10 protein-coding genes, 1 tRNA gene and 1 pseudogene are annotated in these 12083 nt (G+C 63.0%); 6 read left to right on the forward strand and 6 right to left on the reverse strand.

Translation table 11 applies throughout. The annotated features are described in order from the left end of the window. Window positions 1–63 precede the first annotated feature (63 nt). Window positions 64–1284 (reverse strand): PAS domain-containing protein, encoded by a 1221-nt coding sequence (locus AC0KW6_RS12240; RefSeq protein ID WP_474034999.1) that lies wholly within the window; start codon window positions 1282–1284, stop codon window positions 64–66. Window positions 1285–1350: 66 nt separating this feature from the next. Beyond that, on the reverse strand, window positions 1351–1806 hold the full coding sequence (locus AC0KW6_RS12245) for an Lrp/AsnC family transcriptional regulator (RefSeq protein ID WP_323783981.1): 456 nt from the start codon (window positions 1804–1806) through the stop codon (window positions 1351–1353). Between the two features lie 153 nt (window positions 1807–1959). Between AC0KW6_RS12245 and hppD the strand changes: the two genes are divergently transcribed. Continuing rightward, the gene (gene hppD / locus AC0KW6_RS12250; protein ID WP_323783979.1) at window positions 1960–3060 is read left to right on the forward strand and encodes a 4-hydroxyphenylpyruvate dioxygenase; all 1101 of its coding nucleotides are present in this window, start codon (window positions 1960–1962) and stop codon (window positions 3058–3060) included. Between the two features lie 78 nt (window positions 3061–3138). On the opposite strand, the gene AC0KW6_RS12255 is transcribed toward hppD, so the two are convergent. Beyond that, window positions 3139–5745 (reverse strand): hypothetical protein, encoded by a 2607-nt coding sequence (locus AC0KW6_RS12255; RefSeq protein WP_474035000.1) that lies wholly within the window; start codon window positions 5743–5745, stop codon window positions 3139–3141. Window positions 5746–5910: 165 nt separating this feature from the next. Between AC0KW6_RS12255 and AC0KW6_RS12260 the strand changes: the two genes are divergently transcribed. Beyond that, the gene (locus AC0KW6_RS12260) at window positions 5911–6630 is read left to right on the forward strand and encodes an SIMPL domain-containing protein (protein WP_474035001.1); all 720 of its coding nucleotides are present in this window, start codon (window positions 5911–5913) and stop codon (window positions 6628–6630) included. A 63-nt stretch (window positions 6631–6693) separates the two neighbouring features. On the opposite strand, the gene AC0KW6_RS12265 is transcribed toward AC0KW6_RS12260, so the two are convergent. Next, window positions 6694–7986 carry an O-acetylhomoserine aminocarboxypropyltransferase/cysteine synthase family protein gene (locus AC0KW6_RS12265; RefSeq protein WP_323783391.1) on the reverse strand — a complete coding sequence of 431 codons (1293 nt, stop codon included), beginning with the start codon at window positions 7984–7986 and terminating at the stop codon, window positions 6694–6696. Window positions 7987–8201: 215 nt separating this feature from the next. Beyond that, complete coding sequence (locus AC0KW6_RS12270) at window positions 8202–9191, reverse strand: hypothetical protein (RefSeq protein ID WP_474035002.1); 990 nt, start codon at window positions 9189–9191, stop codon at window positions 8202–8204. Window positions 9192–9334: 143 nt separating this feature from the next. Here AC0KW6_RS12270 and AC0KW6_RS12275 point away from each other — a divergent pair, with 143 nt between their 5' ends. After that, window positions 9335–9832 (forward strand): hypothetical protein, encoded by a 498-nt coding sequence (locus AC0KW6_RS12275; RefSeq protein ID WP_323783387.1) that lies wholly within the window; start codon window positions 9335–9337, stop codon window positions 9830–9832. Window positions 9833–9917: 85 nt separating this feature from the next. Here the strand turns inward: AC0KW6_RS12275 and AC0KW6_RS12280 are convergent, their stop codons facing one another. Beyond that, window positions 9918–10793: a hypothetical protein gene (locus AC0KW6_RS12280; RefSeq protein WP_474035003.1), complete on the reverse strand. Its 876-nt coding sequence runs from the start codon at window positions 10791–10793 to the stop codon at window positions 9918–9920. Between the two features lie 343 nt (window positions 10794–11136). Here AC0KW6_RS12280 and AC0KW6_RS12285 point away from each other — a divergent pair. The 3 genes and pseudogenes from AC0KW6_RS12285 to AC0KW6_RS12295 form a co-directional block, all read left to right on the forward strand. Next, window positions 11137–11212: transfer RNA gene (locus AC0KW6_RS12285), tRNA-Thr, on the forward strand. Window positions 11213–11273: 61 nt separating this feature from the next. Further along, window positions 11274–11462, forward strand: a pseudogene (locus tag AC0KW6_RS12290) (DUF6538 domain-containing protein); the annotation flags it as partial. A gap of 97 nt (window positions 11463–11559) precedes the next feature. Beyond that, on the forward strand, window positions 11560–12083 hold a 524-nt coding region (locus AC0KW6_RS12295), incomplete at its 3' end, for an IS3 family transposase (RefSeq protein WP_474035004.1).

The following is a 12083-nucleotide window of genomic DNA, read 5'->3' on the forward strand; positions in this document are numbered from 1 at the left end:
ATCCGGTGCCTGCCAGCGGCAGTCACCGACCGGCTATCGGCCGGGTCTTCTTGTCTGGCCCGGTTATTTCTCGAACAGGCGGATTTCTTCGCTGAGCTTGCCGATCCGGTCCAGCCGCCGCGAAATCCGTTCCTGAAAGCCGCCCAGCTGGTCAATGATGTCAGCCAGTGTTTCGCCGGAATCGGTCAGCCGCGCGCTTTCGATTTTGAGCAGCACGCGGGTAGAGCTGAGACCAAGGAAATGCCGGTGCATGATCTGGCAAGCGCTGGTGATCCGGGCTGCTTCTTCATCCACTTCCTGCATGCCGTCCTTCGACCGCTTGACCTGATCCTGCACCAGATCGGACAGGATCTTGCGCTCGGTTTCCATGTCGGCCTCGCCGATTTCGCGGCGTTCCTTCTGCAGCTGGTTGTCGCATTCGATCAGGATGCGCGCCATGCCTTCGACAAACAGGCTGCTGTTCACCGAGGATTTGATCTTGGCAAAGTTGCTGCTTTCACCCATCACATGCGCGCCGAACCAGTCCGACATCTGCCGTGACATCGACCCGTAGTTTTGCGACAGCACCGTCACCGGGCCGCCCGAAGGTTCGATCCGCGACGCCAGCACCCTCAGGTTATGCGGGATCGTGTGCATCGCATCGAAATCAGTAATCAGCCCCTCGGTCTCTTCGACCAGGGTTTCGGCGATGCGCAGCATGCCCGTCAAATCCTGGATCCGGATGTGGGGCGGCTGGTTCAGCCCCTCGTCGCGGGAGATCAGCTCCTGGCTCAGCGCGTGGGCGGCAAACTGGTGGTAATTCTCGTAGCCCTGGCCGTTCAGCCAATCGAGCAGATACTGGGCGCTGTCCTCGGGGGTGGCGCCGTCATCGGTCTCCCGCTTGAGCATCTTCGCATAAAGACCGCGCACTTCGGTAAACAAGGCGCTGCTGGGCTTGATGCGGGCGGAAAGGTAGCCCTCCTGGCAAGGCACCACCACGGCGAACACCCAATAATACAGCCCGTCCTTGGATTTGTTCTTGACATAGGCGCCCATGAACTCGCCGCGTTGGATGGTGTCCCAGAACAAGGAGAACACCCCCTTGGGCATGTCCGGGTGGCGGATCACCTTATGCGGGGCACCGATCAGTTCTTCCCAGGAGTAGGCACCGACCCGGCGGAACACATAGTTGCCGGCCTCGATCACGCCGCGGCTGTCGGTTCTGGAAAAGAACACCTCGTTGAGGCCGAACGGGGCCTCGCCGCTGGCCGGGCGCGTTTCAACTCGGCGGTCAACAAAAGACACGGCACGTTCCACTTTCGGTTACGGAATAGGTCAGGGCATCTTTACGCCGAATTCCTTCCCGGTTGGTTAAGTCGGCAGCGGCGCATCGCGTTTTAATTGTGCCATCACGATCTGGCTCTGGACCCTGGAAACAGCGGGATGGGGCAGCAGGATGCCGTGGATCAGCGTATTCAATGCCTCCAGATCGGCGCAGTAGACCCGCAGCAGGTAATCGGCCTCCCCGGTCATGGTCCAGGCGGAGGTGATTTCCGGCTGGCTGGCCACCAGCCGGGCGAACCCCTTGGACTGTTCGGGGCCGTGGCTGCCCAGATGAACCTGCACAAACCCCTGCACAGACAGCCCGAGCCTGGCGGGATCGAGCCGGGCCGAATAGCCTTGGATATAGCCTTCTGCCTCCAGCCGCTGGCGCCGCCGTCCGGCCTGGCTGGGCGAAAGGTTGAGCATCTCGCCCAAGTCCTGCGCGGTAAGATGGGCGTTTTTCTGAAGGGCTGCAAGCAGCTTGGTATCGGCAGGGTCCAGCATGCGCGTTTTTTCCGTTTTCTGACATCATGGCGCGAATGTTGCGCGCATTTCAAGGTCAGGGTGCGAAAGAACGCGGAAAACCTGCACTGGATATGCGGTATTCTTGATGCAAGAATTCACTTGGCTTCCCGCATGATCCGAAGGAGACGCGCAATGGGTCCGTTCCCGCATAACGCCCCGAAATCCGAAATCAGCCCCGAAAACCCGGCTGGCACCGATGGGTTTGAATTTGTTGAATTTGCCAGCCCGGACCCGGACGAGCTGCGCGGGCTGTTCACCCAAATGGGCTATGAGCTGACGGGCCATCGCAAGGACCAGCCGCTGGTGGAGCTGTGGCAGCAGGGCGATGTCACCTATATCCTGAACGCCGACCCCGATAGCTTTGCCGCCAAATTCGTGGAACAGCACGGCCCCTGCGCCCCTGCGATGGGCTGGCGGGTGGCGGATGCCCAGAAGGCGTTCGAGCATGCCGTCGCCAAGGGCGCCGAAGCCTATGAGGGCGATGACAAGACCATGGACGTGCCCGCGATCAAGGGCATCGGCGGTTCGCTGATTTACTTTGTTGATCAGTACTACGACACCTCGCCCTACAACACCGAGTTCAAGTGGCTGAAGCAGTCCAAGCCGCGCGGCGACGGGTTCTTCTACCTCGATCACCTCACCCACAATGTCTACAAGGGCAACATGGACAAGTGGTTCAGGTTTTATCAGGAGCTGTTCAACTTCAAGGAGATCCGGTTCTTTGACATTCAGGGCAAGTTCACCGGCCTGCTCAGCCGTGCGCTGACTTCGCCCTGCGGCCGTATCCGGATCCCGATCAACGAGGACCGGGGGGAAACCGGTCAGATCGTCTCATATCTGAAAAAGTACAACGGCGAAGGCATCCAGCATATCGCTGTGGGCAGCGACGACATCTATGCCAGCACCGATGCAATTGCTGAAAAGGGGTTGAAGTTCATGCCGGGCCCGAATGATGCGTACTATGAGATGTCCAAAGAGCGGGTTCACGGCCATGACGAACCGCTGGACCGGATGAAGAAACACGGCATCCTGATCGACGGCGAAGGGGTTGTGGACGGCGGCGAGACCCGCATCCTGCTGCAGATCTTCTCAAAAACCGTGATCGGGCCGATTTTCTTTGAGTTCATCCAGCGCAAGGGCGATGACGGCTTTGGCGAGGGCAACTTCAAGGCGCTGTTCGAATCCATCGAGCAGGAGCAGATCAACAACGGTGAGATCCAAGCCGCGGGATAATAGGATCTGAGAAACTGATATAGCCGGGCCTGATCAGGGGGGCCGGCTTTTTCGCGGGCATCGAAGGGCAGGCAGGGGTTACCCCTTGGGCATTTCCAAGGTGCGGTTGCGGCCGCCTTTCTGGTACTGCAACCGGCTCTCGCCGATTGCAATTACCCGGCCGCCGTCGATCCGGTCGCCGACTTGCACCTTCTTGTAGCGGCCCGACGGCAGCCGGACCAATGCGCGGCGGTCCGACGCGGTGCCATAGACCCCGATCAGGTTCAGCTTGCGCAGGTTGATGGCATTGCCGACAGTGGCGCGGCGGGCAACCGAAGCGGCTGTCGGGATACGCGGCGCCGCCGCGGCGGCCGCAGCGGGCACGGCGGCGCCGGTCTGGACCTGGTTCTGCGCATTGCGCCGGGCACGATCAACCAGATTGGCAAAATTGGCGGGCCGTTCGCGTGGCACCGCCGAAGCGGCAATGGCCTGTGCGGTGACCGGTAGCTGCTCTTCTTCTGCGGGCTTCAGGCTGGCGGGCCGCTGTCGCGGACGCAAGCTGGCCAGTTCAGCCCGGCTGAGCCCGCCATGCTGCACGCGTTCCACCTGTTCCTCCAGATCCGCAGGCCGTGCCTTGGGGCGTTTGCGCGACAACATTTGATTGCGCGCCACTTCCTCCGCCAGCGCCTCGGCGGCGGGGTCGCTGCGATCCGGTGCGCGCGGCGGCACTTTTTCCGGACGGCCAAGATAAACAGTGATGCCATCGGGGGTGAGCGTTCCTTCGGGGGTGGCCTTGACCAATCCGCGCGCGTCCAGATCAAACGCGGATCCTGCTGCGGCGGGGGAGGCAACAGCGCCAGGCTCGTCATCCCCGGAAAAAGCGTCCTGCTGCGGCAGCGCAACGGCATCGGCGGCAATATCCGTGTGGTCGACCGAGGCGGTATAAAGCTCGTCCAGGCGGGGCGCGGCGGGGATGCCGCCGAGGCTGGGGGCAACCGGCCAAACCCCGGTCGCGGCATAGCGCGCGGCCTGCGCCAATTCATCCAGCGGTTCTTCTGTCTCGGGGTCAGCGGATGCGGCTGCGCTTTCCCCTGCGCCGCCCGGCTTCAGGGCACTTGGGTCCCAAAAGGCGGTGTCCGTGCCCTCCTCGGACAGTTCTGCACCATCGGCGGCGGCTTCATCCTCAGCTGACGGAAGCCCGTCTGCTTCACTGCCGTCAGCCAGGGCAGTTTGCCCCTGGGGTCCCCCCCCTGCCGGTGAGGCGCTGGTTTCCTGCAGGCCGGGATCGGGCTGGTCTGCCAGCACGCTCAGCTGCGGTGCAATGGCGGCAGGGGCGGTTTCCGTGGCGGGGCCGTCCGCGGCGGCGGGAGCGGCCGGCCGGGGGGCGGCTTCCTCCGGCTGCCGGTCTTCTGAGCTGACCGCAGGGGCAGGTGCCGGGCCGGAATTCTGTTCCGGCGCCGCGGCAAAGAACCCTCCCTCGCCAAACACTGCCCAGACCGCAACTGTAGCCATGAACAGCAGCAGAACTGCCGTCAGGATCACTCCCAGATAGCGTGGCTTGCCTTTGGCGGCTTTTTGGGGGGCAGGCGACTGTGAGGCTGCTGGCGCGACGGCTGCCGGGGCGGTGTCGTGCAAGGCTGGCGGCGCCGGCGGAATTGGCTGAGGCGGAACCGTGCCGGACGGCGGCAGGGAAACCGTCAAGGGGGGCGGCGGCGCAGGCGGGCGGGACGCGGAAAGGACTGCTGTATCCGGTTTTTTGACCGCAATTGCCGCCGCCGCCAGCGGCGCAGGGGGCATTGGGGATGGCGCGGCAGAGACCGGCGCAGGGTCTGCCGGCGCGGTTGTACATGGCGCGGGGGCGGCCTTGGCCTGTTGACTGGCAGAACCTGGAACATCCTGCGCCGGCTTTTTTACTCCGGCGGGCTTGGCAGGCGGTTCCGCCGGGCCGTCCCTGCGGGCGGTCTGCGGGGCGTCTTTTGTCTTGGGCACTTGTTTGGCGGCTGCAGCCATCTCTTCCGCTTCAGCAAGCGCTTCCGGCCCTGCGGGCTCTGCCAGGGGTTCCGTGACGGCGGCAACAGTTGCCGGTACTGTGCTGTCTCCAGTCAGGGCCGGGGCTGCGCCGGTCTCCGCTCTGTCTTCGCTTCGGGGTGGCGGCAGGGCAGCAGGCCCGATTACCTTGACAGCCGTATCGTCTGGCTCAACCTCGGTGCCGCGGATTGCCCGCGTGGTGCCGAAGAAGGGCTCGCCCCGAAAGCCGCTGTTTTCCGGCGCCGCGACAAAACTGGCCGGGCCGAACCCGTGCGCGACCGCAAAGGTCTCAGCCTCGTCCAAGGTTTCCAGCGCCACCGCAGCAACATGAGTCCGGCTGCCCTCAACGGAGATGTCAAAGGCCAGCTCATCCACCGGATAAGGGGTTGCGCCTTCCAGCGCTTGGCGGGCCGCTTCAATCCGCGCCTCAACGGGCAGATCGCCGGTTTCCGCCGTCAAATAGCGGATCTGTTCATCGGGCAGGACAAGCTTGCAGAAGAACTCCCCGGGCGCCAGCCGCTGCGCATCCTCGCGCAACGCTGCCAGCGCAGCGGGCAGATCATCGGCGTCAAACGGGGTGCCGCCCACACTGCGCCAGCCGTCCTTGGCCCGGTAAATCAGTTCGATGCCAACTGAGGAAAGCGAAAGCGCAAAAGCCGGTTTTATGCCTTGGGTCAAACCATCAAAATCCATACTGCCCCGGGGCCGCCTGACGCGCCCGGTGTTTTACCGCGGACTTTAAAGCAGGAACCCGCCAAGTGAAAGGAAAAGACGCCTTCCAGCACTTGCAGGCGGCAGTTTGCCGTCCCTATCTAGCAGCCATTGCAAAAGGAGCTTTTCACTATGAAGGCAAAGAAAATTCTGGCGGCAGCGCTGATGCTGTCGATGAGCGCCGGCGCCCTGGCTGCAAGCGAGGCCGCAGCGCTGCGCCAGATATCCGTCACCGGAGAAAGCACGATGCAGGTGGCGCCGGAGCTGGCAACCATCACCCTGGGTGTCACCGAGGAAGCCGAGGAAGCCGCCGCCGCGATGGCGGCCGTATCAGACGCGATGGGCGCGGTGATCGCCCGGCTGAAGGATGGCGGTATTGCTGCGGAGGACATGCAGACCCGGCAGATCTCGATGCATCCGGTCTGGTCGCAAGACCGCTCCTATGACAGCGGCGGACGGCGTGAGATCACCGGGTTTCAGGCGTCGAACACGCTGATGGTGCGGGTGCGCGACCTGGACCGGCTGGCCCCGGTTCTGGATGCGGTGCTGACGGCCGGAGCCAATCAGTTCCAGGGGCTGAGCTTCGGGGTGGCGGATCCGTCCGCGGTCGCCGATCAAATCCGCGGCGAGGCGGTCAAGGATGCAATCCGCAAGGCGCAGCAGCTGGCCGAAGCGGCAGGCATGGAGCTGGGACCGGTGCGTTCAATCAATGAGCACGGCGGCGGTGGCGGGCGTCCGAAGATGGTAATGGAAATGGCCCGCAGCGACGCAATGCCGATTGAAGCCGGGGAGCTGACCTTCAGCCACAATGTCTCGGTCGTCTTCGACATGATTTTGCCGGGCGGCGAGTAACCCGCGGCAACAGGAAAGGCCGGGCAGGGCGCCCGGCCTTTCCTTTGAGGCTCCCGCAGCCGCTTAGCCGCAGGCTTTGGCCAGCGCTTGGTCCAGATCGCGGATCAGGTCGTCTGCGTCTTCGATCCCGATCGAGACGCGCACCACATTCGGGCCGGCGCCTGCAGCCTCCTGCTGTTCCGGCGACAGCTGCCGGTGGGTGGTGGAGGCCGAGTGGATGATCAGCGAGCGGGTGTCGCCAAGGTTGGCCACATGGCTGAATATCTCCAGCGAATCCACCAGCTTGATGCAGGCGTCGTAGCCGCCCTTTACGGCAAAGGTGAACAGGCCGCCGATGCCCTTGGGATAGCAGGCCCGGGCGCGCTCATAATAGGGCGAGGACGGCAGGCCCGCATAGGTCACGTAGTCAACGCGGCTGTCGTTTTCGAGCCAGGCAGCAATCTTCTCGGCGTTCTCGCAGTGTTTCTGCATCCGCAGCGACAGCGTCTCAACGCCCATCAGCGTGTAATGCGCCCCTTGCGGGTTCATCGTCATGCCCAGGTCGCGCAGGCCGATGGCAATGCTGTGGAAGGTAAAGGCGAGCGGGCCGAAGGTCTCGTGGAACTTCAACCCGTGATAGGCATCCTCCGGGGCTGACAGCGATGGGAATTTATCGCTGGCGGACCAGTCGAAACTGCCGCTGTCAATCACACAGCCGCCGGTCACGGTGCCGTTGCCAGTGAGGTATTTTGTGGTGGAGTGCACCACCAGCGTCGCCCCCAGGTCAATCGGCTTGCACAGGTAAGGCGTGGCGGAGGTGTTATCGACAATCAGCGGGATACCGGCTGTGTCGGTGATATCCGCCAAGGCGCGGATGTCGGTCACATAGCCGCCGGGGTTGGCCACGGATTCGCAGAACACGGCGCGGGTGTTTTCGTCGATGGCAGCATTCACCGCGTCCAGATCGTCGGTATCGACGAATTTGGCGGACCAGCCGAAACGCTTGATGGTCTGGCTGAACTGGGTGACGGTGCCGCCGTAAAGCCGGGTCGAGGCGACCACATTGCAGCCCGGAGCCATCAGCGGGAACAGCGCCATGATCTGCGCCGCATGGCCGGAGGAGCAGCAGACCGCGCCAACGCCGCCTTCCAGCGTTGCCAGACGTTCCTGCAGTACCGCAACGGTGGGGTTGGTCAGGCGGGAATAGATAAAGCCGACTTCCTGCAGATTGAAAAGCGCGGCGGCGTGCTCGGCATCGCGGAACACATAGGCGGTGCTTTGGTAGATCGGCGTCTGCCGCGCGCCGGTGGCCGGGTCCGGCTTGGCGCCGGCATGGATCTGCAAGGTGTCAAAACCGTATGTCGGAGCGTCGGTCATGAATTGGTCTCCCTGAAAGCTCTGTTAGTCCGGGCGCACAACAGCATGGCTGCGCTGGGAAGGCAATTGCGGGAATGCCGCAGGGAAAGGCACCCGCCCGCTGCCGGCCCCTGGCGGCGCCTGCACCCGTTGGGCCTGACCCAATTGAAAGAGGGCTCTATCGGGGCCCCTGAGCGGGCGGGAACCCTGAGTTTGTTAAAATCCGCAGGCCAGGGTCAGCGCATCCAGAAGCCTTCGGATTTGATCCGGTTGCGGATTGCCTGTTCGCGCCGCGGCAGGTTTGCGCGGTCAAACAGCGCCCGCACTTTTTCGCCGCGCCCCTGATAGACCATCCGCTTGATCGGCTCGTAGCCCTTCAGCACTTTCTTGAGCCGGTTCGGCGCCGCGATTTCTTGCAGCAATTCCACCACCCGGTCGCTTTCCCGCGCATAGAGCAGCGGAAACAGCCGGTAGTGGCAGCTCGTCTGACCGTCCAGGTAGCCGTCAGGCAGCGCATCGCGCCCGCCGCCGAAGGAGTGGATCACCAGCGGCAGCACGATCTGGTCCAGCCAGGGCTCCAGCGTCTGGCCGGTCAGCTCAAGCGGCGGATCGTTGCGGACAGATTGCGCATAGACCAGGAACCGCTTGCCAAAGGACCGCGGGCAGGCGCCGTAAAAGAAGCCAGCATTGAAATAGAGGTGGCGCTTCCAGTACTCCTCCGGCTGGCTGAGATCGAGACTGGACAGGAAGTCGAGCCCGAAGCGGCTGTAAAGCGATTGCCAGATCCCGCTGTAGCCGGGCCCGTAGAGCGTCGGCTTGGGCCAGGTGCCCTCCACCCGCAGCGAGGCCGAAGGGCGGCTGAAGTCAAATGGCACCTCTGCCAGCTCGCCGGTGATCAGCGTGTCGGTGTCAAAGAACACAAACGGCTCGTCCTTTGGCATCGCCTGCAGCGCTTCGATCTTGTTGCCGTACGGGTAGGCGGCGCCGAAGGCCTTGCTTTCAAACGGCAGGATCTCGGCGCCGAGATCCGCCAGCGCCTGCAGCACCTCCTGGTTGCGGATGCCGGGGTCCTTTTGCCACAGCGGCCCTTGCTGCGGCACAGCCACAAACAGCCGCCCGGAAAATCCAGGCGAACAGTGGCGCAGAGAGGCGGCAAACAGCAGCGCCTCATACTGCAGCCGGCCGGCCTGGCCGATGATCATCACGTTGAAGGGGGCATTTACCATTGTTTTCCCCGTTTTCCGTCTCTTCCGGGCGGATAGGACTGCCTGATAGAGTAGCTACAAGCCTGCAAGGCGCCGCGCAACCGGCCTGCAGGCAATTTCAGGCGGTCTGTGCCGCAGGAGGCGCAACCCGGGGAGGGACAAGAATGATTGATGTGATCCTGGCAATTCTTGCGGCAACAGCCCAGCCTGGGGCGCAGCCTGGCGTTCCGGAACCTGCAGCCGCTCCGGTTGCAGCGCAGGCAGCATCCACCCAATCATCACTGGCGGCTGAGCCGCAGCAGGCCACCGGGCGCTTTACCACTGCGCTGGAAGTGAAACCGATCCTGGCAGCGACCCACGGCAGTTGGATTCATGTGCGGGAGTTCGACGGCCAGGATCTGCTTTACGTGACCCACCTTTGGTCTTGGCGCTGCGGGCTGGCGCAGGTCAAGCTGGGGGTGAACGGCAACCCGCCGGAAATCTGGCCGCTGCCGGACTGCCACCTGGAGGAAGGCTTCCCCAATATAATCAAGGACGAAGACGGAATGCCTTACCGCAGTTATCCGCTGGGGTCCCTGCAGCAGGTCGCGGTCGAGGTCACATATGACGACCTGAGCACTGAAACCCTGGTTTTCGGACGAAACGGCCAGCCCCTGCACTGAGCTGCGGCCGCCGCCCGCCTGCCGCGCGCCGGATCTGCAACCCGGCTGCGGCGCAGGGACCGGGGCAGGCGCAATCAGGGCGCAATCAGGGCGCAATCAGGGTGACGCCCGTCATCCGCTGGATCAGATAAAGATCCTCCTCGTAACGCACGCTCATCTCCTCGACCAAGGCACCGGTCCAGCCAGGAAGATCCAGCTCCTCTTCCAGCGCGTCCTCGAAGGCGAATTTGTCCAGAAATGCGGCATAGACCCGGCGTTTGTGGGTCTCCGTCAGATCCGGATGCGCGGCAAGATAGGCGCGCAAACGCGCCAGTCCCTCCGGCTTCATCAGCGCGGCCAGAAGATCCATCCCGCCCTTGACCGGCGCATTGCCCTCCATTCCGCCCAGCTCCCGCAGCAGCTGGTCCCAGATCATCGGCAGATCCTCATAGCACCAGACGGTGACCGGCATGCCAGGCACCATATCCCGCATCTGCGCCAGCAGCCCGGACCAGCGCAGCTGCACCGGGTCGCTGCCCTGCAATGCGTTCTGCACGATGGGCCGGCTGGACTTTGTAAACAGTGCCGGTAGGAACGTCGCCGGGTTGCGCAGCGCCATGAAGATTTCCGGCTGATCGTAGGGAAACAGCGCCTGCAGCGCCTGCAGCCGTTCCCCGGCCTCCGGATACAGGCTTCCGTCCTGCAGCGCATGCCGCGGCGAACCGAAGAAATGCGGGTTGGAGAAAACCACCCGGTCCGCCTCGCGGTCATCCAGGATCGCGTCCCATAGAACCTCCGGCGCGTCCTCGGCCGCGCTGCCGTTCTTCATCGCTGCCAGGCAATCTTTCAGCAGGGACCGGTAGCGGCCGGGCCCTGGCACCGCTGTACCCTGTTTCGCCAGGGTGCCGGCATTTTTAAGCAGCGCCTTCAGCAACAGATCTTCTTCAGTGGCGTGTGCCCCGCAGTGAATGATAACCTGCATGATCCGACCTGTTTTTCCGGGTTTCCGGCCCCCAGAAGTACTGCGCAGCAGCAGGGAGGTCAAACCTGCGGTTCGCGCCGCCTTTGCACCGCGGAGGGCGCGGCACCCGCTGCGGCGGTCAGTCTCGGTTTCCGCGTTCCCCGCGGAGGGCGGCGAAGGACGGTTCTGCCCGGCCTGGCGAGGAGGGGGGCAGTTGCGCAATTTGCATTTCAAACCGGCTTGACGGTCATTCTGTACTTTAGTACCAGTCGCCCAGCAGGTCCGGCGGGGAGGCATTCTTCACCTGAGACTCAGGTCCTTGGTCGCGCGCCGGCTCCGGTTCTGGACACCTGTGATTGTGAGTGCCCCTATAGCTCAGCTGGTAGAGCAACTGATTTGTAATCAGTAGGTCCGCGGTTCGAGTCCGTGTGGGGGCACCATCACTTCAGCTAACACATTGGTTTCGCTCCAGCTTTTTGCACGTGCAAGGAGCCGTAGACCATGTCGGAGACCATTTCGCCTGCGTTCACATTCGTGAAGGATGGCGTCTTCTACTTCAGCCGCCGCATCCCCAAAGACCTGAAGAAGCATTATTCATCCCCCCGGATCGCCTATTCTCTGCGAACAAGGGCCGCTCGTGTGGCGGAAGCTCGGGCCAGGAGGGCTGCGGATCAGCTCGACGAGTACTGGTTTCACCTCCGCTCCAAAGACGCGGACTTGCCCGGCAGCCGAAGCATCAGCTGCAGGCATCAGCGGAAGTTCAAGCTGGCGGGGGGGTATCGACACCATGACACACAAGCATGCATTTGTCGCTGCCCACAAGACTGTTTACCCGATCACTCATCTCTGTCGCATTGTTGGCATTGCGCGCAGCTGGTTTTATGGCTTTGTTCAGTCGCAACCAGCCCGAGATCAGCGGCAAAAGCTGCGTACCGACCGGGACGCAGACCTGCTGGCCAAGATCAAAGCGGCGTTTTCCCAAAGCAAAAAAAGATATGGGTCAAAGCGGGTCCACCAGGATCTGATCGCCGATGGGGCCCATGTCTCGGAGCGGCGCGTGGCCAGAATAATGCGGAAAAACAATGTCTCACCGCGCCTGCACAAGCGCCGGAAGCCACGCACCACAGACAGCAATCACAGCCTCAGACCCTCGCCAAATCTGCTGGAGCAGCGGTTCGATTGTGCCGTTCCAAACCGGGTTTGGCTTGCTGACATTACTTACGTCGATACGGACGAAGGATGGCTCTACGCCGCCGCTATCAAAGACATGGCAACACGTGAAATCGTCGGCTGGGCAATGGACGATCATCT

It is taken from the genome of Leisingera sp. SA215, assembly GCF_055902035.1.